The following is a 22,107-nucleotide window of genomic DNA, read 5'->3' as shown; positions in this document are numbered from 1 at the left end:
GAAGGAAAAGCGCGTCACGGATTATGCTCGCGCAGACGCTCCTGCACGTGTTCGATCGCTCGCATGACGTAGCGTTCAATCATATTCTTGGACAGCCCCATGCAGGCCGCCACCTCGGCCTGGGTCCAGCCCTCTATGCGGTTCAGCACGAAAGCCTCGCGGCACTTGGGCGGCAATTCGGCCAGCACCCGCGCCAGGTCGTCGGCCAGGCGCGATGCCCGCACCGGCGCGTCCGGGTCGTCCTGCGCCGGCTGGTCGTGCTCGGCCAGTTCATCCAGCGGCACGTGCTGCTCGCGGCGCTGGCGGCGCCAGCGGTCGATCAGGCGATGGCCCGTCACCTGGAACAGATACCCGCGCGCCTTCACGGCCACGCTGGCGTCCCCCCGGAGCAGTTGTTCAATCGCATCGTGCGCGGCGTCCTCGGCGTCGTGCCGGTTGCCTGAACGGCGGCTCCACGCGCCGATCAGCTCGTCATAGCAGGCGAGCCATCCGGGGCGGGACGAAGCGGGGCGGGACATGGCGCAATCCGGTGGCGTGGTGGGACAACGCTGCGGATTTTACAAACAATTCTCATTATCGCAACCGCGCCCGCCCGGTCGGCGCTAATAATCCATCGGCACATGGCTCTGCGCCGCGCGCAGTTCCTGGATGTGCCGCTCGGCCTCTTGCCTTTCGATGGCAGGCGGCAACGCGCGCCAGCTCACCATGTTGCCGGGCGCCTTGGCGGGCATCCAGCCCAGCACGCTATACAGCGTGATCGCGGTGCCGCCGGTGTCGAACCGCGTTTCGTAATAGCCCTGCCGTTGCGGCGCCGTGTCTCCCGGTACCCATTCCAACTGCGACATCCCGTCTCCCTCTTGATCCTGCCTGTCGTGAAGCCGCGGTCGCGCCCGCGCGGGCTCGCGTTCGATCGTATAGCGATGCCTGCCTCCTGATAAGCGCACGATGCGCCCGCTTTTCAATTCTTGACAGAGGGGAATCCCTAGGATTTTTCCGAAACGCGATTGCCAGGGCGGGAACTCAGGCGCTAGGATGCCGCAAAGGATTCTTACAAACCGGGGGCCGGCGACACGCTCGCGCCCCGGCGGCCCACCCTCGGTAACGGGCTTTTTAGGGCAGACCGGTATGCGGACATCGAGCTTCATGCGCTATCCGAAAGATCGGCTGGCGGCCCTGGCCAGCGCCAACGCGCTACGCGCCATCCGCGAAGGCCTGCTCTGGACGTTGCCGTGCCTGCTGGTGGCCGCCCTGTTCCTGGTGTTGTCGGTGCTGGCGCGGCAACTGGGGCTGCCGCCAGCGGTGGCCGAGATGCTGGCCAATGTGCACAGCCGGCTCAACGCCATCATGCCGATATTGGTCAGCACCTCGGTCGGCTACATGATGTCGATCCGCTATCGCGTGCCCAACCTGCCGGCGGCGTTCCTGTGCCTGTCGTACGTGGTGATCGCCGAAGGGCTGCTGGCGCCGCATCCGCACGCCGCCGCCACCCTGAGCCTGAACCTCGCCATCCTGCTGCCGCTGGGCAGCGTGCCGCTGCTGGCCTGGCTGCACCGGCGCCCCTGGACCCGGCTGGCGCCCGACGGCCTGATCGGCGAGAACGTGCGCGGCACCCTCAACATGGTGATACCAGGCCTGTTGACGGCCGGCGTGGTGGCGCTGGCGCTCAGCGCACTGCTGCGGCTTCCGGGCGTGGCGCAGTTCGATATTCCGCTGGATCTGGCGTCGCTCGAAAGCCCATTCACCACGGGGCCGGCGACAGCGGCGCTGAATTCGGTCTTCTGGTTCTTCGGCATCCACGGCTACCACGCGATGGCGCCAGTCATCGACGTGCTGGATCAGGCCACGGCGCTGAACGCGGCCAGCGCCGCCGCGGGCTACGAAGGGATGTACGCTTTGAACGGCACCCTGCTGGGGGCCTTCGTCTTCATCGGCGGCGCCGGCGCGACGCTGTCGCTGGTGGTGGCCATCCTGCTGTTCTCGCGCAGCGAATCGCTGCGCCTGCTGGCGCTGGCCAGCATTCCGGTTTCCCTGCTGAACGTCAACGAGATCCTGCTGTTCGGCCTGCCGCTGATCCTCAATCCGCGTCTGCTGATACCGTTCATCCTGGCGCCGGTCTGCAATGTGCTGATCGCGCTGGCCGCCGTGCAGACCGGCTGGATGGAACCGGCCAGCGTCACCCTGCCGCTGACCTCGCCGGTATTGCTCAACGCCTATCTGGGGGCCGGCGGCCATCCCGGCGGCGTGGTGTTGCAGGTGATCCTGATCGCGCTCGGCACCTGCATCTACGCGCCATTCGTGGTGGCGCTGGAGCGCCAGCGCAAGGCCGACGCCACCGTCTACTTCAAATCGCTCGACACCACCTTCCCGCGGTTGCAGGAAGAGTCGCTGCTGTTCGCGCATGACCCGGTGGTCTCGACCTATGCCAACCGGGCGCGTCGCAGCGCCGAGATCTCGCGCATCCGCGCCATCAGTGAATACGACTTCTATCTCGAATACCAGCCGCAGGTATCCCTGCGCAGCGGCCGCTGCACCGGCTGCGAGGCGCTGCTGCGCGCCACCGGCCCGGAAGGCGCGCAACAGGCACCGCTGGAATTCCTGCGCTGGCTGGCCCAGGCCGACCTGATGCGCGAAGTGGATCTGTGGGTGGCCAAGCAGGCGGTGCTGCAATGCCGCGCCTGGCGCAAAGCCGGCTTCACCCTGCCGCTGACCGTCAACGTGACCGGCGGCACCCTGACTTCGCAGTCATACCTGGACAAGCTCGTCAGCGTGCTGGAGCAGGCCGGCGGCCAGGTCTCGGTGGAATTGACCGAGGACGCGCTGGTGGAAGACGCGCAGGCGTTGCACACCGCCTTCGACCGGCTGCACGCGATCGGCAGCAAGGTCTACATCGACGACTTCGGCACCGGCTATTCGGCGCTGAGCTACCTGCACCAGTTCGAGATCGACGCCGTCAAAATCGACCGCAGCTTCGTGCAGGCGCAGCACAGCGAGCGCGGCGTCCAGGTGATGAGCGGCCTGCTGCGCTTTTGCGAGGCGCTGGACCTGCAGATCATCGTCGAAGGGGTGGAAACGCCGGAGCAGTTGGCGGCGCTGGATTCCAGCGCCGAGCTCATCGTGCAGGGATGGCTCTACAGCAAGGCGCTGTCCGGCGAGGACATGGTGGCCTTCGCGCGGCACCGCGCACCGGCCGCCGCGCAGCGCGACAACGCCGCGGCTACTTGATGCCGATGAACGGCAGCGCCGCGCCCGGCACCTGGGTCGACGGCAGCACGCCGTCCCATTTCTCGACTGCGTTCAGGCTGACCAGATTGGTATTGGCGGCCAGGGCTTCGGCCTTGGCGCGGATCGACGCGGCCTCGGCTTCGCCGCGCATGCGGATGCCGTCGGCCTCGGCGGTGAACTGCTGGCGGCGCGCATCGGCTTCGGCCTTGGCCTTGACCACCTGGATCTCGGCATTGATCATTGCCGTTTCCTTCTGCTGGCGCGTGGTCTCGATCTGCACCTGCGCCAGCATGCGCTGCTCGATCGAGTGTTCGTAGGCCTGCGAGAAGCCGACTTCCTCGATCTGCACGCCCACCACCTGCACCGGCGCGCCCTCCATGGTCTTGAGCACGGCGTTGTTCACGTCCAGGCCAAGCTTCTGGCGTTCCTGGATGGCGCGCACGGCGGTGTACTGGCCGAACACATTCTTGACCGCGTCGGGCGTCTTGCGCTCAAGCACGCGCATCTGCAGGTTGTTGATGGTGCCGTACTCGGAATACAGCTCGGCCACGTGCTCGGCCGGCACACGGTAGGTGACGGACACACGCAGCGTGGCGGGCTGCTGGTCGTAACTATAGGCTTCCAGCTTCTCGAACACGAAGGTGTGGTCGCGCACGGACACCGTCATCACGTTGTCGATGAACGGCGTCTTGAAATCCAGGCCCGGCTCGGACACCCGCACCAGCTTGCCGTTGCGCAGCACCACGCCGCGTTCGCCCTGATCCACCTGAAACCACGAGCCGAACGCCAGGCACAGGATCAGGACGAACAAAGCGCCCGTGCCGATGGCCAGCTTCAGGCTGCGCGGCTTGACGGATTTGACGATCTGCAGGTCGGTCGGCTTCACTTGGAGTCCCTTTCTCATTTGTTGCGTTTGCGGTCCGAGAGCACGGCGGCGATGCCGCGCGCCAGCAAATAGGCAACCACCGCCGCCCCCACCAAGATCAGGAAATATCGCATCTGGCATCCCCCCGGAATTGAAGCGAGCGATTCTAGCCCGAGTCAGCGGCATGCAAGGTTACGGTTGTTGCAATGAGAAAAACTGCTTGCCAATGGACATGGTGCGCGTTCTGGCAATGCGTTACGCTGCCTGAACCTCAACTCGGAATCCCATCATGCGCCGCCATTTCGCCGCCTGCCTGGCCGTCGTGGCCTGTACCGCCCTGGTCGCGCCCGCCTGGTCGGCGCCTCCCGAAAACCGTGGCAAGCCGGACCACGCCGGCCAAGGCAACGGCGGTGACAGGAACAAAGGCAACGGCAAGCGCAAGGGCAACGACGCCGACAGCAACCTCGGCGTCACCCTGAGCAGCGCCGGCATCAGCATCTCGACCGCGCGCGGTTACGCGGTGCAGGCGGGCGCCACCGGCTATGGGTCGTTGCCGCCCGGCATCCGCAAGAACCTGGCGCGCGGCAAGCCGCTGCCCCCGGGCATCGCCAAGAAAATGGTGCCCGGCCCGATGCTGGCCCGGCTGCCCGTGCATCCGGGCTATGAATGGCGCGTGGCCGGCAATGACCTGATCCTGATCGCCATCGCCACCGGCATCGTCGCCGACGTGCTGGCGGGCGTGTTCGACTGACGCGCCGGTGCGCACACTCACGCGCTTGAGACCTCACCGCCAGGGCCATCAAGGCGGCATGCGTCGCGCCGCCGGTGCCGGACGCGGCCGGCATCATTTGCAGCAGTCCGTGCAGCGAGCCGGCACGCTCGGCCGCGCCGCGTCAGTCCTTCGGCCCCGCCACCAGGAACAGGCGCGGGAACGGCAGCAGCACCGTGCCGTCCGCTAGCGCCGGATAGGCGCGCGCGATCTCTTGCTGGTAGCGCGCCAGGAACACGGCCTGCTCGCCGGCATCCAGCTTGTTCAGGTAGGGCCGCAACGCCGTGCCCTTGAACCATTCCACCACCGCCTGCGCGCCCGCCAGCGGGTGCAGGTAGATCGTGCGCCAGACGTCCAGGCGGCCGCAATGCGGCTTGAGCAGCTCGTAGTACCAGGCAGCGCTGTGGCGCGGCGGATGCTTGACGCCGCCGATCTTGCCGGCCCAGGGGCCTTCGGCGGCGACCTGGCGCGCCAGTTGGTGGGCCGGTTCTTCCAGGTTGTCCGGCGTCTGCACCGCCAGGCTGCCGCCCGGCGCCAGCTTGGCCACCAGGCGCGGGTAGAGGGTGGCGTGATCAGGCACCCATTGCAGCGCGGCGTTGGCCAGGATCACGTCATAGCGGCGCGGTGGATTCCAGGTCTCGATGTCGGCCAGTTCGAACGTGATCGACGGCAGGCGCTTGCGCGCAGCCTGCACCATGTCGTCGGAACTGTCCATGCCAGTCACCTCGGCTCGGGGATAGCGGCTGGCCAGCACCTCGGTGGAATTGCCGGGGCCGCACCCGAGGTCGATGGCGGTCGCGACGTCCTCGTTGGGCAATGCCGCCACCAGGTCGCGCACCGGGCGCGTGCGTTCGTTCTCAAAGGCGGAATACTGTCTGGCGGACCAGGTCATGGCGGCTCCTTGCGTGGGTCTGGCTACCTCCCGCACTCTACGCCGCGTCAGTCCATATGACAAATATATATGAGGCTAATCATTCATACTCCACAGATATGCCAGCGGCCTATCAGAATGCGGCTATCGTCCCCTCGGAAATTCGTGACTGACGACCCAACTGGCCCTGTTGCCCGGCATGGACGGCAGCGGCGATCTGTTCGGCCCGCCGCTGTCCGCGCCGGACCAGGACGCCGACCAGGGCGCGCCGTTCGCCGCCATGCGTGCTTACTCCGTCTTCAGCTCGGCCTGCGCGGCCCCCGCGCGGGTCTTCCATAGCGAGAACAGCACGCCGCCGCCGATCAGGCCGAAGGTCACGGACAGCGACACCACGGCGGGAATCTTGCCGATGATGCCGACCAGGAAGATCTTCGTGCCGATGAACACCAGGACCAGCGACAGCGCGTACTTCAGGTAGTGGAAGCGGTGGATCATCGCCGCCAGCGCGAAGTACAGCGCGCGCAGGCCCAGGATGGCGAAGATGTTGCTGGTGTACACGATGAACGGGTCGGTGGTGATGGCGAAGATCGCCGGCACCGAGTCGACCGCGAACAGCAGGTCCACGAACTCGATCAACACCAGGGCCAGGAACAGCGGCGTGGCCCAGCGCACCGTCTTGCCCGTCGCCGGATCCGGCTCGCGCACCCAGAAGGCGTTGCCGCGCAGCCCGTCCGTCACGCGCATGCGGCCCTTGAGGAACGTCAGAATCGGGTTGGTGGCGATGTCCGTCTCCTGGTCGGCGATCAGCCACATCTTGATGCCGGTGAACACCAGGAACGCGCCGAACAGGTACATCAGCCAGCCGAAGTTGCTGACCAGCGCGGCGCCCAGGCCGATCATGATGGCGCGCAGCACGATCACCCCAAGGATGCCCCAGAACAGCACGCGGTGCTGGAACTGGCGCGGAATGGCGAAAAAGCTGAAGATCAGCGCGATCACGAAGACGTTGTCCAGCGACAGCGACTTCTCGATCAGGAAGCCCGTGTAATAGGCCATGCCGCTGGCCGCGCCCATCTGCCACCAGACCCAGCCGCCGAACAGCAAGGCGGCCGAGATGTAGCCGGCCGACAACAGCAGGCTTTCGCGCACGCCGATCTCGCGATCTTCCTTGTGCAGCACGCCCAGGTCGAAGACCAGCAGGGCGATGACGATGCCGATGAACAGCAGCCAGCTCCAGGCCGGCGTGCCGGCGAAGTCGGCTTGTAGCAATGAGAGCAAGGCTTCCATGATTTTCCCGCTTGTGTGTGAAGGCCTTCATGATCCGGATCCGGGCCTGACGGAGAAATCAGCCTGAAAGTGAGTTATGGTTCGAAAAAACCGAAGTGATTATCGCCATGCTCAACTACCGTCACTTGTATTACTTCTGGATGGTCGCCAAGGAAGGCGGCTTCTCGCGCGCCGCCGAACGCCTCGACATGGCCATTCAGACCATCAGCGCCCAGGTGCGCGAACTGGAAAAGAACCTTGGCCACCAACTGCTGCGTCCGGCCGGCCGCGGCGTGGCCCTGACCGACGCCGGCCAGGCCGCCTTCGCCCGCGCCGAGGAGATCTTCCAGATCGGCCAGGAGCTGCCGCAGGAGGTCCGCGCCGCCGCCACCAAACCCGTGATCCGGCTGTCGGTGGGCCTGTCGGATGGCATCTCCAAGCTGGCCGCCCATGCGCTGCTGGGGCCGGTACTGGACACGCCGGACCTGCGCCTGACTTGCCACGAGGGCGAGGTCGAGGAGCTGCTGGGCGAACTGGCGCGCCACCATCTGGATCTGGTGCTGGCCGGCCAGGGCGCGCCGGCCAACCCCAACCTGCGCCTGACCAGCGACCGGCTGGTGTCCTCGCCGGTGGATTGGTACGGCCCCGCGCGGCTGGTGCGCAAGGCCGACACGCTGGACTTTCCACGCTGCCTGCAGCGCCTGCCGGTGCTGCTGCCCACCGGCCATTCGGTGCTGCGCCAGACCCTGGATCGGTGGTTCAATGAACTGGGACTGCGGCCCAATGTGGTGGGCGAGTTCGAGGACAGCGCGCTGATGTCGGTGTTCGCCGCGCGCGGCCTGGGCGTGTTCCCGCTCAGCCGCCTGGGCGGCGGCGACGCCGGCCTGCTGCGCGGCCTGCGGCCGCTGGCGCGCTGCGACAGCGTGCACGAGGAGATCCACGGCATCCGCAACCGCCGCGGCCAGCACCATCCGCTGGTGCAGCGTATCCTGGCGCACGCCAAGACTTCGGTTTTTTCTTAACGTTTGTCACAAAGACACTGGTTTTTCAGAAACCCTTTCCGCTCTATCGTGGCGTTTCTTTCCTGAATCACCGGAGTACCACTTCAATGAAGAAAATCATCTGGATCGCTTTCGCCGTGCTGGCCGCGCTATGGACGGGGCTGGTGGCGCTGACGCTGCAACTGGCGGACTGGGTGCTGGCGGCCATCGCCTCGGCCCAGGTACCGGGCGCCGCCGCGATCGGTTCGGCGCAGTGGCAGGCGCCCGCCTGGGCGGCCCCCTGGGTCGACGCCGGCCTGATCCAGTCGCTGCAATCCGGCCTGGTGTGGCTGGTGGAGGCGCTGAACCAGGTTCTGCCCGCCGCCGGCAGCCTGGGCACCTGGATCGCGGTGCTGGGCTGGCTGTTCTGGGGCTTCATCATGGCCGCCCTGCTGATCCTGGCGCTGATCCTGCACTGGCTGGCCGGCAAGCGCCCACAGGGCGACGGCGCCGGCCGCCAAGTGGTGTAATAAGGCAGGCAACGCGGCCTCCCGGCGCGCTGCCTCCTTACAGGAGCGTATCGTGCCGTCCCGACTTTTCCGCGCCGCCGTCCTGCCCGCCGTCCTGCTGGTCACGGCGCCCGTCCACGCCACGCCGGCGCCTTACGGCGTCGAGGTCTGCACGCTGACGGGTACCTCCGGCCAGTACAGCGTGCGGCTGCGCAACACGGGCTCGGCGCCGCTGGCCCGCGCCGAAGTCACCGGCGTGCGGCTGGACACCAGCGGCCAGGCCCTTGACCACTTCACGGTCAGCCTCGGCGCCATCGCCCCCGGCCGCTACGAAACCGCCATCCTGGCGCGGCACGGCGAATCCGCCGCGCTGGTCAGCATCGCCACCTACCAGTCGGTCGACGGGGTCGAGACCCGGCTGCAGGAATTGTTCGCCGGCAAGGTCGCCCACGTCTCGCCCGGCTCGGCGCTGCAATACACACTGGCGCCGCTGGCGGTGCGCGGCTGGACGGTGGCCTATGGCGGCCCCAATGCGCCCGCGCTGGAACCGGGCGGCGCCGTGCTGCTGGCCTACCCCGCGCGCGGCGGCAAGAAGCAGGACACCCGGCCCGAAGCGGGCCGGACGCCAACCGCCGTCACCCCGCTCAAGCCCTGCGCGGTGCCGCGCGCACGCTAGGCACCACGCCGGCGCTGAATCGATACGCCCTAGGTGCCGCTCAGCAGGTCGCGCTCGTTCAGCAGCGCGTAGACGATCTCGGGCTTGTTGTCGAAGCCGCGGCGGATGGCGGCCGGAATCGACGACCGGGTCTTGCGGCACAGGCCGGGTTGATCGTCGAGCTGGATGGCAATGCCGCGCGAGGTGCGCACCTCGTTGTCGCTGGGGGTGATGCGCACCACGATACCCAGTTGCGCCTGCATGCGGCCCTGCATGGCGCGCAGGTCTTCCAGGCTGGTGATGTTCTCGAGCCGCGCCACCAGCCGCTTTTCTTCTTCCTTGGTGAGCCGCAGGATGCGCACGTCCGCCGCCGGATCGGCCAGCAGCCGCTCGCGGTCGCACATACAGGCGCCGGGCGGGCATTCTTGACGGATGGGAAACGGGAGGTTCATGGCGCGCGCGTGGCAAGCTATCCGGCGATTCTACCCACGAACCGCCGGCCGCCGCGACCCTCGGCTTTCCCGCGCCGGCGCGGCGCCGGGCGCGGCCGCTCGGGCATAATGCGCCGGACAGAAAATCCGGGAGGCTCTGCCTTGCAACTGCTCCTGCTCGCGGCGGTATCGGCCGGCGTCAGCGCCAGCGCGCTGGCGCGTGACCGCGCCTACGACATCCAGCCGGGCCTGCGGGCGACGGTGACCCTCGACGCCCCCCCGGCGCAGCGCGTCAGTGTCCGCGCCGGCAAGGGCGCCTCGCGCGAACTCGCCCGCCTGGACAATGCAGCGGTCGACTTTTTCGAGACGCCCGGCATCGCCCACGACGGCGCCGCATGTCGCCAAATAGGCCGACGACCCGGCGCTGTGGCGCCAGGATGCGGCGGGCGCGCGCGAGCCGGTCTACTCGAATGCCATCGAGGTCGACCTGCCCTTCCCCAAGCGGCAACAACCCTGACCGCGCCCGCATGATGTCCGCCGTCTGCCGCTGGCGCCGCCGCGCCTTCGCCACCGCCGCCGGCCTGCTGGCCGCGCTGTTGCTGGCCGCCGCCGCGCTCGTCGCCGTGGGTCTGCTGGCCGACGACAGCGCGGCCGATGTCGCGGTGGTGCTGGGCAACAGCGTGGCGCCCGATGGCCGCCCGTCACCGCGCCTGGCCGCCCGGCTCGACCACGCCTATGCGTGCTACGCCGCCGCGCGTTGCCGTGTGCTGCTGGTCAGCGGCGGCGTCGACCCGGCGGGCCACGACGAAGCGGCGGTGATGCGCGACTACCTGATCGCGCGCGGCGTGCCGGCCGACCGGGTGGTGGCCGACAGTCTCGGCAACGACACCTGGGCCACCGCCATCCACGCCAGCGCCTACCTGCGCGACCACGGCTACACCCGCGCCATCGTCATCACGCAGTACTTCCATGTGCCGCGCGCCATGCTGGCGCTCAGGCGCCATGGCGTGCGACAGGTCGGCGGGGCCGCGCCCCGCTTCCTGGAAGCGCGCGACCTGTATTCGATCCTGCGCGAGCTGCCGGCCATCGTCTGGTATGCGCTGCGGCCGCTATAGTTTCCCTTCCCCTTTTTCCACAGGCATGCGCCGTGCATATCTTCCACAACCCCGTCCACAGCAAACACGATGGCCGCCAGGAAATGTTCCGCGGCAAGCTGGTGCCCTGCCACGAAACTCCCGCCCGGCTGGAATACGTGCTGGACGCCCTGCGCCAGCGCGGCATCGGCACACTGCGCGCGCCGGCCGCGCCCGACCTCGACCTGATCCGACGCGTGCACAGTGCGCGCTACATCGACTTCCTGCAACGCGCCTGGGCCGACTGGATCGCGCTGGATCCGGCCAACGCCGACCTCGACATCCTGCCGTCGGTGTGGCCGGTGCGCGGCTTTCGCCATGACGTCTCGCCGGCCAACTTCGCCGCGCGCGTCGGCCTGTTCTCGTTCGACAGCGGCAGCCCCCTGACGGCCGGCACCTGGGAAGCCGCCGTCGCGGGCGCGGCCTGTGCCATCGACGCGGCGCGCGCGGTCGCGACCGGCGGCGGCCCGCGCGCCGCCATGGCGCTGACGCGTCCGCCCGGCCACCACGCCGGCGCCGACTTCTTCGGCGGCTACTGCTTCCTGAACAACGCCGCCCTGGCGGCGCAGGCGCTGCGCGAGGCGGGCGCCGGACGCGTCGCGATCCTGGACATCGATTACCACCACGGCAACGGCACGCAAAGCATCTTCTACGAACGCGGCGACGTGCTGACGGTGTCGGTGCATGGCGATCCCGCCACCGAATACCCGTTCTTCCTGGGCTATGCCGACGAATCCGGCCAGGGCGCGGGCCTGGGCGCCAACCTGAACCTGCCGCTGGCGGCCGGCACCGACTTCGCCGGCTGGCGCGATGCGCTCGAGCAAGGCCTGGCCGCCATCGCGCGCTTCCGGCCGGACGCGCTGGTGATCGCACTCGGCGTGGACACGTATGAAGGCGACCCGATCTCGAAATTCAAGCTGCGCAGCGCCGACTATCTCAAGGTAGGCGCGCGGCTGGCACGGCTGGCGCTGCCCACCGTGTTCACCATGGAAGGCGGCTATGCGGTGGCCGAGGTCGGCACCAACGTCGCCAACGTGCTGCAAGGGTATGCCGGCTGAGCCACGCGCAGGATGAACGCGGCCCGCTCCCGGCCGCGCCCTCGTCTCAATCGCGCGTTTCCAGCGCCTTGTTGATGCGCAGGGCCAGCAGCGTGCAGGCAGCGCCTGACAGCAGGTAGATGCTGACCGCCACCAGGCCGAAACGCGCCGACAGTCCCAACGCCACCAGCGGCGCGAAAGCCGCGCCCACCAGCCAGGCCATATCGGTGGTCAGGGCCGCCCCGGTGTAGCGGAAGCGCTTGCTGAAGTTGGCTGTCACCGTGCCCGAGGCCTGGCCGTACGACAGCCCCAACAGCACGAAGCCGATCAGGATGAAGGCGTCCTGCGCCCGGGGACTGCCGCCCAGCAACCACGGCGCGAACAACGCGAACACGCCGATCAGCGCCGCCAACAGGCCCAGCGTGGTACGCCGGCCGATGCGGTCGGCGATCCAGCCCGAGGCAATGGTGCCCAGGATGCCCAGGGCCGCGCCGACGATCTGCACGATCAGCACGTCTGAAATCTGCTGCGTGGCGCTGACCGCGATCCACGACAGAGGAAACACCGTCACCAGGTGGAACAGCGCATAGCTGGCCAGCGCCGCGAACGCGCCCAGGAACAGGTTGTAGCCCTGCTCGCGCACCATCTGCCCGGTGCTGATGGGCTCCAGTTCGCCTTCCTCCATCAGTTGGGTGTATTCCTCGGTCACCACCAGCCGCAAGCGCGCGAACAGCGCCACCACATTGATGGCGAAGGCCACGAAGAACGGATAGCGCCAGCCCCATTCGATGAAGTCGGCCTCGGTCAACGTCACGTGCAGGAACAGGAACAGGGCGCTGGCGATCATGAAGCCGATGGGCGCGCCCAACTGGCCCAGCATGGCGTACCAGCCGCGGCGCTTGGGCGGCGCGTTCAACGCCAGCAACGACGGCAGGCCGTCCCAGGAGCCGCCGAACGCCAGGCCCTGCAGGCAGCGGAACACCGCCAGCAGCACAATGGCGTGCCCGCCGATGGCATCGTAGCCCGGCAGGAAGGCCATGCCGACGGTGGCGGTGCCGAGCAGGAACAAGGCGATGGTGAGCTTGGTGCCGCGTCCCCAGCGCCGCTGGATCGCCATCGATACCGCGGTGCCGATGGGCCGCGCGATGAACGCGAACGAGAAAATGACGAAGGCCCACAGCGTGCCTTCCAGCTGCGGTTCGAACGGGAAGAACACCCGCGGAAACACCAGCACGCAGGCGATGCCGAAGACAAAGAAGTCGAAGTATTCGGAGGCGCGCCCGATGACAACCCCCACGGCGATCTCGCCCGGCGCCACCTTGGCATGGCTGGCCGTTCCGCCCGTCGCGCCCGGGGCAGGCAAGGCAGAGGCATGGCCGGGATACTGCGTGGTGGTCGCCATGAGAGTGCTCGCTGAAAGGAGGTTTGGAAAAACGCCTTGTCTACGATTTTTGCAACACACTCGTACGCACACGCATCCAGGATCCGAACGCCGTTTCGCCGTGGCGGACGGCCCTGTCCCGCACACCTTCGCGTGCATACTTTTGCTCTTTTTACCCTAGATTTTTCGCGGCTTCCAGCGTAGTGTTGCGTTTAACTCCCACGGTTACGTTTCGGGGTATGGCCATGCCGTCTTTCCCAAGGCTCCGCGGATTGTTGCTGTTTGCCGCCCTGCCGTTGCTCTCCGGATGCAATGCGGTATTGCTCTCGCCATCTGGCGATATCGCGGTGCAGCAACGCAACCTCATCATCATCTCCACCGGCTTGATGCTGCTCATCATCGTGCCGGTGATCTGCCTGACCTTCCTGTTCGCCTGGCGCTATCGCGCCAGCAACCGCGACGCGCACTACGCCCCCGATTGGAACCACTCCACCATGCTGGAGCTGCTGATCTGGGCCGCGCCGCTGCTGATCATCATCGCGCTCGGCGCGCTCACCTGGGTCAGCACCCATCAACTCGATCCCTACCGTCCGCTGGCGCGCCTGTCCGAAGGCCGCGAGGTGCCGCCCGGCACCAAGCCGCTGGTGGTCGAAGTGGTGGCGCTCGACTGGAAGTGGCTGTTTCTGTATCCCGAGCAGGGGGTGGCCGCGGTCAACGAAATGGCGGCCCCCGTCGACCGGCCGATCCAGTTCAAGATCACCTCGTCCACGGTGATGAACTCCTTCTTCGTCCCGGCGCTGGCTGGCCAGATCTACGCCATGCCGGGCATGCAGACCACGCTGCACGCGGTCATCAACCATCCCGGCGAATACGAGGGCCTGTCGGCCAACTACAGCGGCGCGGGCTTTTCCGGCATGCGCTTTCGCTTCCACGGTCTGGATCAGCAGGGCTTCGACAAGTGGATCGCCGACGCCCGCGCCTCCGGCGCCACGCTCGGCCGCGACACCTACCTCAAACTGGAACAACCCAGCGAACGCAACCCGGTGCAGCGCTACGCCAGCGTCGCGCCCGGCCTGTTCGACGCCATCGTCAACCGCTGCGTGGAGCCGAACCGCATGTGCATGAAGGACGCCATGGCGATCGACGCGCGTGGCGGGCTGGGCATCCCCGGCGCGCGCAACCTCGCCAGCCTGGACGAGGCCACGCGCGAGCGCCTGGGCCTGGCCGGCGCGCCGCCGCGCAAGTATGTCGGCGCCATGTGCACGTCGGCCGCGGAACTGGCGTTGTAGGGGTTGCGCCGGCGCAGCGGCGCATTGCGTGAAACCAAGGTCTTCACCCTGGAAACCGAGATGACTGATCAACCCGACCTCACCAAGCTGATCTTCGGTCGCCTGACCTGGGACGCCATCCCGTTCCACGAGCCGATCCTGCTGGCCACCTTCGCCGTGGTGGCCATCGTCGGCATCGCGGTGCTGGGCGCCATTACCTACTACCGCAAGTGGGGCTACCTGTGGCGCGAGTGGTTCACCAGCATCGACCACAAGAAGATCGGCATCATGTACATGATCCTGGGGCTGGTGATGCTGCTGCGCGGTTTCGCCGACGCCATCATGATGCGGCTGCAGCAGGCCATCGCCTTCGGCGACGCCACCGGCTACCTGCCGCCGCACCACTACGACCAGATCTTCACCGCGCACGGCGTCATCATGATCTTTTTCGTGGCCATGCCGCTGGTCACGGGGCTGATGAACTACGTGGTGCCGTTGCAGATCGGCGCGCGCGACGTGGCCTTTCCGTTCCTGAACAACTTCAGCTTCTGGATGACCACCGGCGGCGTGGTGCTGGTGATGATGTCGCTGTTCGTGGGCGAATTCGCCCGCACCGGCTGGCTGGCCTATCCACCGCTGTCGGGCATCGCGCAGAGTCCGGACGTGGGCGTCGACTATTACATATGGGCCCTGCAGATCGCGGGGGTCGGCACCCTGCTGTCAGGCGTGAACCTGCTGGTCACCATCGTCAAGATGCGCGCGCCCGGCATGTCGCTGATGCGCATGCCGATCTTCACCTGGACCGCGCTGTGCACCAACGTGCTGATCGTGGCGGCGTTCCCGGTGCTGACGGCGGTGCTGGCGCTGCTGTCGATGGACCGCTACGTCGGCACCAACTTCTTCACGGCCGACTTCGGCGGCAACGCCATGATGTACGTGAACCTGATCTGGATCTGGGGCCACCCCGAGGTCTACATCCTGATCCTGCCGGCCTTCGGCATCTTCTCGGAGGTGGTCGCCACCTTCTGCCGCAAGCGCCTGTTCGGCTACGCGTCGATGGTGTATGCCACGGTGGTGATCACGGTGCTGTCGTACCTGGTGTGGCTGCACCACTTCTTCACCATGGGGTCCGGGGCCAGCGTCAACTCGTTCTTCGGCATCACCACCATGATCATCTCGATCCCGACCGGGGCCAAGATCTTCAACTGGCTGTTCACCATGTACCGCGGCCGCATCCGCTTCGAGGTGCCGATGCTGTGGACCATGGGTTTCATGGTCACCTTCGTGATCGGCGGCATGACGGGCGTGCTGCTGGCGGTGCCGCCGGCCGACTTCGCGCTGCACAACAGCCTGTTCCTGATCGCCCATTTCCACAACGTCATCATCGGCGGCGTGCTGTTCGGCCTGATGGCCGGCATCACCTACTGGTTCCCCAAGGCCTTCGGCTACAAGCTTGATCCGTTCTGGGGCAAGTGCTCGTTCTGGTTCTGGCTGGTGGGCTTCTACTTCGCCTTCATGCCGTTGTACGTGCTCGGGCTGATGGGCGTGACGCGGCGCCTGAACCACTTCGAGGACATGTCGCTGCAGATCTGGTTCCAGGTGGCCGCGTTCGGCGCCTTCCTGATCGCCATCGGCATCGCCTGCTTCCTGATCCAGTTGGTGGTCAGCTATCGGCGCCGCGAGTCGCTGCGCGATTTCACCGGCGACCCCTGGGACGGCCGCACGCTGGAATGGTCGACGTCCTCGCCGCCGCCCAACTACAACTTCGCCTTCACCCCGCGGGTGCATGACCAGGACGCCTGGTGGCAGATGAAACAACACGGCTACCAGCGTCCGCAGGCCGGCTTCATTCCCATCCACATGCCCAAGAACACCTGGGCCGGCATCGTGCTGGCGGGCATCAGCGTGGTGCTGGGGTTCGCGCTGATCTGGCACATGTGGCCGCTGGCGGTGCTGGCGTTCGCCGCGCTGGTCATCGTGTCCATCGTCCATACCTTCAACTACCAGCGCGAGTACTACGTGCCGGCCGACGAGGTCGTGCGCACGGAGCACGCCCGCACCCAACTGTTGGCGAAACATGTCTGAGACCCTGGCCCCCACCCTGCCCGGCGGCGCCGCGCCGCCCGCCGCGCCCGTGTTCCACGTGGCCGGCGAACACCACCCGAAGAACGGCACGTTGCTGGGCTTCTGGGTCTACCTGATGAGCGACTGCCTCATCTTCGCCTGCCTGTTCGCCACCTATGGCGTGCTGGGACGCAACTACGCGGCCGGCCCGTCCGGGGCCGATCTGTTCGACCTGCCGCTGGTGGCGGTCAATACGTCGCTGCTGCTGCTGTCGTCCATCACCTACGGTTTCGCCATGCTGGAGATGCGGCGCAACCGGGTCGGCGCCACGCAGGGCTGGCTGGCGGTCACGGGGCTGCTGGGGCTGGGCTTCCTGGCGCTGGAACTGTATGAATTCGCGCACCTGATCCACATCGGCGCCGGGCCGCAGCGCAGCGCCTTCCTGTCGTCGTTCTTCACGCTGGTCGGCACGCACGGGCTGCATGTCACCTTCGGCATCGTCTGGCTGGTGACGATGATGGTGCAGGTGCGCATGCACGGTCTGATCCCCGAGAACCGCCGCCGGCTGATGTGCCTGTCGATGTTCTGGCACTTCCTGGACCTGATCTGGGTCGGCGTGTTCACCTTTGTCTACCTGATGGGAGTGCTGCCATGAACGCCCATGCCGACCATGCCGGCCACGGCCACGATCACGGCCATCACGACGAGGACGACGGCGCCGCCCATGGCACCCTGAAAAGCTATGTCACCGGCTTCATCCTGGCGGCCATCCTGACCGCCATCCCGTTCTGGCTGGTGATGGGCCGGGTATTCGAAAGCTCGCGCACCACGGCGCTGATCATCCTGGCATTCGCGGCGGTGCAGATCGTGGTGCACATCATCTATTTCCTGCACCTGGATGCCAAGTCCGAAAGCGGCTGGAACATGTTGGCGTTAATATTCACGCTGGTGCTGGTCGTGATCACGCTCAGCGGATCCATCTGGATCATGTACCACTTGAACTCCAACATGATGCCCATGTCGATCCACGACATGCGGAATATGCCCTGACGTGATGGCGGCAACAAAGAACCCTACGCATTCCGGCGACACCCCCCGCAATCCCCGCAGCGCAACCACCCTGGTCATCCTGGGGGTGGTTGCGGCCGCGTTGTTCGCGGGCCTGTGCGCCCTTGGCACCTGGCAGGTGCATCGCCTGGCCTGGAAACAGAACCTGATCGCGCAGGTGGAGCAACGCGCCCACGCGCCTGCCGTGCCCGCCCCGGCCCGCGCGGATTGGCCGGCGCTGACGTCCGACAACGCCGAATACCGCCGCGTATCGGCCAGCGGCACCTACCAGTACGACAAACAGACGCTGGTGCAGGCGGCCACCGAACTGGGCAGCGGCTACTGGGTCATGACGCCGCTGCGGCTGGCGGACGGCGGCGGCACGGTGCTGGTCAACCGCGGCTTCGTGCTGCCCGAGTGGCGCAAACGCCAGGCGACCGGCGCCCTGCCCGAGGCCGACACCGGCCCGGTCAAGGTCGAGGGTCTGCTGCGCATGGGTGAGCCGGGCAACGGCTTCCTGCGCAACAACGATCCGGCCGCCAACCTCTGGTATTCGCGCGACCTGCCGGCCATCGCCCAGGCGCGCGGGCTGGGCGCGGTGGCGCCCTATTTCATCGACGCCGACGCCGCCCCCGGCGCCGGCCGCGATCCGGCCCAGGCCCCGGTGGGCGGCCTGACCACGCTGACCTTCCCCAACAACCACCTGGTCTACGCCATCACCTGGTACGCCCTGGCCGCGATGATCATCGTCGGCGCCGGCATCGTGATGCGCGAAGAACGGCGGACGCGCGCGCGCCGCTGACCCCCGACGATCCGGCGCCGGCCGGATCGACAACCATCCTCCCCCTCTTGCCCGGTCTGGCCGGCGCGGCCCTGACAGGCGGCGCCGGCCGGGCCGCGCGCCCCGGTCCGGCGGCTCACTTGCGACCGTGGCGAACTCGTCTCAGATCTGTCCTAGAAGAAAGCGAGATGACCAGCCATTCCCCGTACTTACCGGAGAATGGCTCAGTGCAATCGACACGGGCAACCGGAACCCGGCCAGACTCCCGGCCCACGGGTCCGTTCTTCCGCCCTTCATCTCTCTAGGAGTTTTCCCGATGAAAAAGACGCTGCTCGCAGCCGCCATCCTGACCACTTTCGCCGGCGTCGCCCAGGCGGAATCCTCGGTCACGCTCTACGGGGTCATCGACACCGGCATCGGCTACAACAAGGTATCCGGCGATTTCCCGATCAGAAATCCCGCCACGGGCACGGTCACCCAACAGGACATGAGCGGCAGCCGTCTCGGCATGATCAACGGCGTGCAGGCCGGTTCGCGCTGGGGCCTGCGCGGCAGCGAAGACCTGGGCGACGGTCTGCGCGCCATGTTCAAGGTCGAAAGCGGCTTCGATTCGGGCGATGGCCGGTCGCAGCAGAACCGCCTGTTCAACCGCCAGGCCACCATCGGCCTGACCAACGACAGCTGGGGTTCGGTCGAATTCGGCCGCCAGACCACCGTCGGCGGCACCTTCCTGGCGGACATCGATCCGTTCTACACCAGCTTCACCCAGGCCAACATCGGCACGTCCTTCAGCGCCGCCAACACCATGCGCTGGGACAACATGGTCATGTACCGCAGCCCCTGGACCGACGGCTTCCAGTTCGCGCTGGGCTATTCCTTCAACGTCGACGGCACCGATGCCAACCAGAGCGGCTTCCAGACCGCCGACAACGCGCGCGGCATCACCGCTGGCCTGCGCTACGTGCAAGGCCCGCTGAACGTTTCGCTGACCTACGACCAGATCAACAGCTCGAACCGGGCGCGCGTGCTTGATGCCAACGGCGATCCGGTCATCACCAACGGCACCCCCGCCGAATTCGACCACTCGATCAAGCCGCGCCAATACGCCGTGGCGGCGTCGTACGACCTGGAAGTCGTGAAGCTGGCCGGCGCCTACGGCCGCACCACCGACGGCTGGTTCGTCAGCCAGGATCTGCCGAACCTCACGCTGGGCAGCTACCACTATGCCAGCGGCTTCAAGGCCAACTCCTACATGCTGGGCGCCACCCTTCCCCTGGGCGGCACCGGCAACCTGTTCGGCTCCTGGCAGCACGTGTCGCCGTCCAACGACCTGCTGAGCGGCGACGATGCCAACATGAACATCTGGAGCGTGGGCTACACCTACGACCTGTCCAAGCGCACCAGCGTCTACGCCTACGGCTCGTACGGCAAGAACTACGCGTTCATCGATGGCCTGAAGAGCACCGCGGGCGGCGTCGGCGTGCGTCACCTGTTCTAAGCCGCGACCGGGCCGCGCCGGCACGGCCGGCGCATCGCCTTCGAAGCGCCGCCAGGGCATTCCCCTGGCGGCGCTTTTTTGCGTGTCCGCCCCCTCTGGATCGAGGCGGCCAGGTCGCATCGGATACCCGCTCCGCCGGTTCCGGAAAGCCATCCCATTTCGCCCGCCACCCCACCGAAATAGCCATAAATCCATGCATGTTGTCAGAAAATAGGGCTTTTTGACCTACAATGCAGCCCGGGAACCGCAATCGGCATCATGCCTGACTGCTGTTCCCTTTGTTTTTTTCCCACTTCACGACAGGAGTTTCACGGATGAAAAAGACGCTGCTCGCAGCCGCAATGTTGACCACGTTCGCAGGCATCGCTCAGGCAGAAACGTCAGTCACTCTCTATGGTGTCATCGACACCGGCATTGGCTACAACAAGATCAAGGGCAATGGCTACGACGGCAGCAAGCTCGGCATGATCAACGGCATCCAGGCCGGCTCCCGCTGGGGCCTGCGCGGATCCGAAGACCTGGGCGACGGCCTGCGCGCCGTGTTCACGCTGGAAAGCGGTTTCGACTCGGGCAACGGTTCCCGCGCCCAGAATGGCCGCCTGTTCGGCCGCCAGGCCACCCTCGGGCTGGCCAACGACGCCTGGGGCACGATCGAATTCGGCCGCCAGGCCACGGTGGGCTCGAACTACCTGGCCGACATCGACCCCTTCTACACCAGCTATACCCAATCGAACCTGGGCCTGGGTTTCAGCGCGGCCAACACCATGCGCTGGGACAACATGGTGATGTACCGCAGCCCCTCGATGAGCGGCTTTCAGTTCGCCGCGGGCTATTCCTTCAACGTCGACGATACCAACAGCGACGAAACCCGTTTCCGCACCGCCGACAATTCGCGCGGCATCACCGCCGGCCTGCGCTACGTCGAAGGCCCGCTCAACGTCACGCTGACCTACGACCAGCTCAACGGCTCGAACCGCGCTTCGATCAACCATGACGCCACGCCGCGCCAGTACGCCGTGGGCGTGTCGTACGACCTGGAAGTGGTGAAACTGGCCGCCGCCTACGGCCGCACCACCGACGGCTGGTTCGTCGGCCAGGACCTGCCGGCCGGCACGCCGTTCAGCGACGAGTTCGGCACCAACCGCTACGTCGACGGCTTCAAGGCCAACGCCTACATGCTGGGCGCGACGCTGCCGGTGGGCGGCGCCAGCAGCCTGTTCGCGTCGTGGCAGCACGTGTCGCCGTCCAACGACCGCCTGACCGGCGGCGACGCCAACATGAACGTCTGGAGCGTGGGCTACACCTACGACCTGTCCAAGCGCACCAACCTGTACGCCTATGGCTCGTACGGCAAGGACTATGCGTTCATCGACGGCCTCAAGAGCACCGCGGCCGGCGTCGGCATCCGCCACGTGTTCTAAGGCAGGGGATCGCGCCGGCGCTGGCATCCGCCACGTGTGCCAAGGCGCAGCAGCGCGCCGGCGCCGGAGCGGGGCGAAAAGCAGCGCTGGCTTCGCGCGCAGGCCTGGCTTAGCCGTGCTTGGCCGCGGCCGGCGTTTGAGCCGCCAGGCCCTCGGCGCGCCAGTCCGGGAAACCGGCATCGAGCCGCCGCGCGCGCCAGCCGCGGGCGCGCAGGGCAGTGACGGCGTCGGAGGACAGCACGCAGAACGGGCCACGGCAATAGGCCACGATCTCGCGGTCGGCGGGCAGCTCCGCGAGCCGCCGCAACAGCTCGTCCGCGGGAATGTTGATGGCGCCGGGCAGGTGCCCTTGCGCGAATTCGTCGGCGGGCCGCACGTCGAGCAGCGTCATGCTGCCGTCGCCCAGGCGGCTCAACAGTTCATTGCGCGAAATGGCCTCGAGCCCGTCGCGCCGATCCTGGCTGTCGGCCAGCAGGCGCCGCATTTCGCCCCGGTTGTGGCGCGCCACCGCGCCGAGCGCGTTGAGCAGGCCGGCGATGGGCGCGGCACCCAGGCGGTAGTACACGTGCTTGCCATCGCGCCGCGTCATGACGAAGCCGGCGCGGCGCAACTGTTGCAGGTGCTGCGAGGTATTGGCCACCGACAGGCCGGACAATTCGGCCAGCCGCTCGACCGGCCGTTCGCCCTGCGCGATATGCTCCAGCAGGATCAGCCGATGGGCGTTGCCCAAGGTGCGGGCAAGCTCGGCCAGTTCGGCGGCAAGAAGGGGCTGGACAGGTGGCGCGGTCATTGGCGGCGATCTTAGCACTGCGCCGGCCTCGACCAGGCGCGACGCGGCCGGCGCGCGATGTCCGCCGCGTGACGGTGCAATGAATGCGAAACACGGCGCTGTCATCATTGGATACTTGT

General features: G+C 67.1%; 23 protein-coding genes. 15 read left to right on the top strand and 8 right to left on the bottom strand.

Features of this window, described 5'->3' with window-relative positions:
• Positions 1–14: 14 nt before the first annotated feature.
• Together ACN6O8_RS14980 and ACN6O8_RS14975 are read right to left on the bottom strand one after the other, a co-directional pair.
• Entirely contained in the window at positions 15–518 is a 504-nt protein-coding gene (locus ACN6O8_RS14980) for an RNA polymerase sigma factor (RefSeq protein WP_427991813.1), read from the bottom strand.
• An 84-nt stretch (positions 519–602) separates the two neighbouring features.
• Positions 603–845 carry a hypothetical protein gene (locus ACN6O8_RS14975; RefSeq protein WP_427991939.1) on the bottom strand — a complete coding sequence of 81 codons (243 nt, stop codon included), beginning with the start codon at positions 843–845 and terminating at the stop codon, positions 603–605.
• 298 nt (positions 846–1,143) lie between these two features.
• Here ACN6O8_RS14975 and ACN6O8_RS14970 point away from each other — a divergent pair, with 298 nt between their 5' ends.
• Complete coding sequence (locus tag ACN6O8_RS14970; protein ID WP_427991812.1) at positions 1,144–3,222, top strand: EAL domain-containing protein; 2,079 nt, start codon at positions 1,144–1,146, stop codon at positions 3,220–3,222.
• Here ACN6O8_RS14970 and ACN6O8_RS14965 read toward each other — a convergent pair.
• Positions 3,215–4,126 carry an SPFH domain-containing protein gene (locus ACN6O8_RS14965; protein WP_427991811.1) on the bottom strand — a complete coding sequence of 304 codons (912 nt, stop codon included), beginning with the start codon at positions 4,124–4,126 and terminating at the stop codon, positions 3,215–3,217. The two genes, ACN6O8_RS14970 and ACN6O8_RS14965, sit on opposite strands and share 8 nt — an antisense overlap.
• A gap of 250 nt (positions 4,127–4,376) precedes the next feature.
• Between ACN6O8_RS14965 and ACN6O8_RS14960 the strand changes: the two genes are divergently transcribed.
• The gene (locus tag ACN6O8_RS14960) at positions 4,377–4,838 is read left to right on the top strand and encodes an anti-virulence regulator CigR family protein (RefSeq protein WP_427991810.1); all 462 of its coding nucleotides are present in this window, start codon (positions 4,377–4,379) and stop codon (positions 4,836–4,838) included.
• A 142-nt stretch (positions 4,839–4,980) separates the two neighbouring features.
• Here ACN6O8_RS14960 and tam read toward each other — a convergent pair whose 3' ends face one another.
• Together tam and ACN6O8_RS14950 are read right to left on the bottom strand one after the other, a co-directional pair.
• Positions 4,981–5,748 carry a trans-aconitate 2-methyltransferase gene (gene tam / locus ACN6O8_RS14955; protein ID WP_427991809.1) on the bottom strand — a complete coding sequence of 256 codons (768 nt, stop codon included), beginning with the start codon at positions 5,746–5,748 and terminating at the stop codon, positions 4,981–4,983.
• Between the two features lie 267 nt (positions 5,749–6,015).
• A complete protein-coding gene (locus tag ACN6O8_RS14950) occupies positions 6,016–7,014 on the bottom strand; it encodes a TerC family protein (protein WP_427991808.1) in 999 nt (332 codons plus the stop codon).
• Between the two features lie 107 nt (positions 7,015–7,121).
• Here ACN6O8_RS14950 and ACN6O8_RS14945 point away from each other — a divergent pair, with 107 nt between their 5' ends.
• The 3 genes from ACN6O8_RS14945 to ACN6O8_RS14935 all read left to right on the top strand — a co-directional run bounded on the left by ACN6O8_RS14945 (position 7,122) and on the right by ACN6O8_RS14935 (position 9,158).
• Positions 7,122–8,015, top strand: coding sequence for a LysR family transcriptional regulator (locus ACN6O8_RS14945; protein WP_427991807.1), 894 nt, complete (start codon positions 7,122–7,124; stop codon positions 8,013–8,015).
• 86 nt (positions 8,016–8,101) lie between these two features.
• The gene (locus ACN6O8_RS14940) at positions 8,102–8,503 is read left to right on the top strand and encodes a hypothetical protein (RefSeq protein ID WP_427991806.1); all 402 of its coding nucleotides are present in this window, start codon (positions 8,102–8,104) and stop codon (positions 8,501–8,503) included.
• A gap of 52 nt (positions 8,504–8,555) precedes the next feature.
• Positions 8,556–9,158 carry a hypothetical protein gene (locus ACN6O8_RS14935; RefSeq protein WP_427991805.1) on the top strand — a complete coding sequence of 201 codons (603 nt, stop codon included), beginning with the start codon at positions 8,556–8,558 and terminating at the stop codon, positions 9,156–9,158.
• A 29-nt stretch (positions 9,159–9,187) separates the two neighbouring features.
• Here ACN6O8_RS14935 and ACN6O8_RS14930 read toward each other — a convergent pair whose 3' ends face one another.
• A complete protein-coding gene (locus ACN6O8_RS14930) occupies positions 9,188–9,589 on the bottom strand; it encodes a hypothetical protein (protein WP_427991804.1) in 402 nt (133 codons plus the stop codon).
• Between the two features lie 141 nt (positions 9,590–9,730).
• On the opposite strand from ACN6O8_RS14930, the gene ACN6O8_RS14925 reads away from it, so the two are divergent.
• Genes ACN6O8_RS14925 through ACN6O8_RS14915 form a run of 3 tightly spaced genes read left to right on the top strand, consistent with a single transcriptional unit; the run spans position 9,731 to position 11,759 of the window.
• A complete protein-coding gene (locus tag ACN6O8_RS14925) occupies positions 9,731–10,099 on the top strand; it encodes a hypothetical protein (protein ID WP_427991803.1) in 369 nt (122 codons plus the stop codon).
• The gene (locus ACN6O8_RS14920) at positions 10,096–10,683 is read left to right on the top strand and encodes a SanA/YdcF family protein (RefSeq protein ID WP_427991802.1); all 588 of its coding nucleotides are present in this window, start codon (positions 10,096–10,098) and stop codon (positions 10,681–10,683) included. Before ACN6O8_RS14925 ends, ACN6O8_RS14920 begins: the two co-directional genes overlap by 4 nt.
• Positions 10,684–10,715: 32 nt before the next feature.
• Positions 10,716–11,759, top strand: coding sequence for a histone deacetylase family protein (locus ACN6O8_RS14915; RefSeq protein WP_427991801.1), 1,044 nt, complete (start codon positions 10,716–10,718; stop codon positions 11,757–11,759).
• Positions 11,760–11,805: 46 nt separating this feature from the next.
• Here ACN6O8_RS14915 and ACN6O8_RS14910 read toward each other — a convergent pair whose 3' ends face one another.
• Entirely contained in the window at positions 11,806–13,140 is a 1,335-nt protein-coding gene (locus ACN6O8_RS14910) for an MFS transporter (protein WP_427991800.1), read from the bottom strand.
• 224 nt (positions 13,141–13,364) lie between these two features.
• On the opposite strand from ACN6O8_RS14910, the gene cyoA reads away from it, so the two are divergent.
• From cyoA to ACN6O8_RS14875, 7 genes are all read left to right on the top strand, one after another.
• Entirely contained in the window at positions 13,365–14,408 is a 1,044-nt protein-coding gene (gene cyoA / locus ACN6O8_RS14905; RefSeq protein ID WP_427991799.1) for a ubiquinol oxidase subunit II, read from the top strand.
• A 60-nt stretch (positions 14,409–14,468) separates the two neighbouring features.
• Positions 14,469–16,472, top strand: a complete 2,004-nt coding sequence (gene cyoB / locus ACN6O8_RS14900; protein WP_427991798.1) for a cytochrome o ubiquinol oxidase subunit I — start codon at positions 14,469–14,471, stop codon at positions 16,470–16,472.
• On the top strand, positions 16,465–17,106 hold the full coding sequence (cyoC, locus tag ACN6O8_RS14895) for a cytochrome o ubiquinol oxidase subunit III (RefSeq protein ID WP_427991797.1): 642 nt from the start codon (positions 16,465–16,467) through the stop codon (positions 17,104–17,106). The genes cyoB and cyoC overlap by 8 nt, the downstream gene beginning before the upstream one ends.
• Positions 17,103–17,501 carry a cytochrome o ubiquinol oxidase subunit IV gene (gene cyoD / locus ACN6O8_RS14890; protein ID WP_427991796.1) on the top strand — a complete coding sequence of 133 codons (399 nt, stop codon included), beginning with the start codon at positions 17,103–17,105 and terminating at the stop codon, positions 17,499–17,501. Before cyoC ends, cyoD begins: the two co-directional genes overlap by 4 nt.
• A gap of 4 nt (positions 17,502–17,505) precedes the next feature.
• Entirely contained in the window at positions 17,506–18,300 is a 795-nt protein-coding gene (locus ACN6O8_RS14885) for an SURF1 family protein (RefSeq protein ID WP_427991938.1), read from the top strand.
• A 295-nt stretch (positions 18,301–18,595) separates the two neighbouring features.
• On the top strand, positions 18,596–19,777 hold the full coding sequence (locus ACN6O8_RS14880; protein WP_427991795.1) for a porin: 1,182 nt from the start codon (positions 18,596–18,598) through the stop codon (positions 19,775–19,777).
• A 314-nt stretch (positions 19,778–20,091) separates the two neighbouring features.
• Positions 20,092–21,198 (top strand): porin, encoded by a 1,107-nt coding sequence (locus ACN6O8_RS14875; protein WP_427991794.1) that lies wholly within the window; start codon positions 20,092–20,094, stop codon positions 21,196–21,198.
• Between the two features lie 109 nt (positions 21,199–21,307).
• Here ACN6O8_RS14875 and ACN6O8_RS14870 read toward each other — a convergent pair whose 3' ends face one another.
• Complete coding sequence (locus ACN6O8_RS14870; RefSeq protein ID WP_427991793.1) at positions 21,308–21,988, bottom strand: ArsR/SmtB family transcription factor; 681 nt, start codon at positions 21,986–21,988, stop codon at positions 21,308–21,310.
• Positions 21,989–22,107 lie beyond the last annotated feature (119 nt).

The sequence above is a fragment of the Achromobacter sp. genome (assembly GCF_050285565.1).
Taxonomy (GTDB): Bacteria; Pseudomonadota; Gammaproteobacteria; order Burkholderiales; family Burkholderiaceae_B; genus Achromobacter.
Note: the sequence above shows the minus strand (reverse complement) of the source record. Positions and strands in the feature narration are given on the sequence as shown.

Bases quoted from the DNA above. Each gene is read 5' to 3' on its own strand.
- ACN6O8_RS14980 (WP_427991813.1), bottom strand. From the start codon at position 518: ATGTCCCGCCCCGCTTCGTCCCGCCCCGGATGGCTCGCCTGCTATGAC.
- ACN6O8_RS14885 (WP_427991938.1), top strand. From the start codon at position 17,506: ATGGCGGCAACAAAGAACCCTACGCATTCCGGCGACACCCCCCGCAAT.
- cyoD (WP_427991796.1), top strand. From the start codon at position 17,103: ATGAACGCCCATGCCGACCATGCCGGCCACGGCCACGATCACGGCCAT.
- cyoC (WP_427991797.1), top strand. From the start codon at position 16,465: ATGTCTGAGACCCTGGCCCCCACCCTGCCCGGCGGCGCCGCGCCGCCC.
- cyoA (WP_427991799.1), top strand. From the start codon at position 13,365: ATGCCGTCTTTCCCAAGGCTCCGCGGATTGTTGCTGTTTGCCGCCCTG.
- ACN6O8_RS14945 (WP_427991807.1), top strand. From the start codon at position 7,122: ATGCTCAACTACCGTCACTTGTATTACTTCTGGATGGTCGCCAAGGAA.
- ACN6O8_RS14950 (WP_427991808.1), bottom strand. From the start codon at position 7,014: ATGGAAGCCTTGCTCTCATTGCTACAAGCCGACTTCGCCGGCACGCCG.
- ACN6O8_RS14970 (WP_427991812.1), top strand. From the start codon at position 1,144: ATGCGCTATCCGAAAGATCGGCTGGCGGCCCTGGCCAGCGCCAACGCG.
- ACN6O8_RS14880 (WP_427991795.1), top strand. From the start codon at position 18,596: ATGAAAAAGACGCTGCTCGCAGCCGCCATCCTGACCACTTTCGCCGGC.
- ACN6O8_RS14875 (WP_427991794.1), top strand. From the start codon at position 20,092: ATGAAAAAGACGCTGCTCGCAGCCGCAATGTTGACCACGTTCGCAGGC.
- ACN6O8_RS14975 (WP_427991939.1), bottom strand. From the start codon at position 845: ATGTCGCAGTTGGAATGGGTACCGGGAGACACGGCGCCGCAACGGCAG.
- ACN6O8_RS14910 (WP_427991800.1), bottom strand. From the start codon at position 13,140: ATGGCGACCACCACGCAGTATCCCGGCCATGCCTCTGCCTTGCCTGCC.
- cyoB (WP_427991798.1), top strand. From the start codon at position 14,469: ATGACTGATCAACCCGACCTCACCAAGCTGATCTTCGGTCGCCTGACC.
- ACN6O8_RS14870 (WP_427991793.1), bottom strand. From the start codon at position 21,988: ATGACCGCGCCACCTGTCCAGCCCCTTCTTGCCGCCGAACTGGCCGAG.
- ACN6O8_RS14920 (WP_427991802.1), top strand. From the start codon at position 10,096: ATGATGTCCGCCGTCTGCCGCTGGCGCCGCCGCGCCTTCGCCACCGCC.
- ACN6O8_RS14930 (WP_427991804.1), bottom strand. From the start codon at position 9,589: ATGAACCTCCCGTTTCCCATCCGTCAAGAATGCCCGCCCGGCGCCTGT.
- tam (WP_427991809.1), bottom strand. From the start codon at position 5,748: ATGACCTGGTCCGCCAGACAGTATTCCGCCTTTGAGAACGAACGCACG.
- ACN6O8_RS14940 (WP_427991806.1), top strand. From the start codon at position 8,102: ATGAAGAAAATCATCTGGATCGCTTTCGCCGTGCTGGCCGCGCTATGG.
- ACN6O8_RS14960 (WP_427991810.1), top strand. From the start codon at position 4,377: ATGCGCCGCCATTTCGCCGCCTGCCTGGCCGTCGTGGCCTGTACCGCC.
- ACN6O8_RS14965 (WP_427991811.1), bottom strand. From the start codon at position 4,126: ATGAGAAAGGGACTCCAAGTGAAGCCGACCGACCTGCAGATCGTCAAA.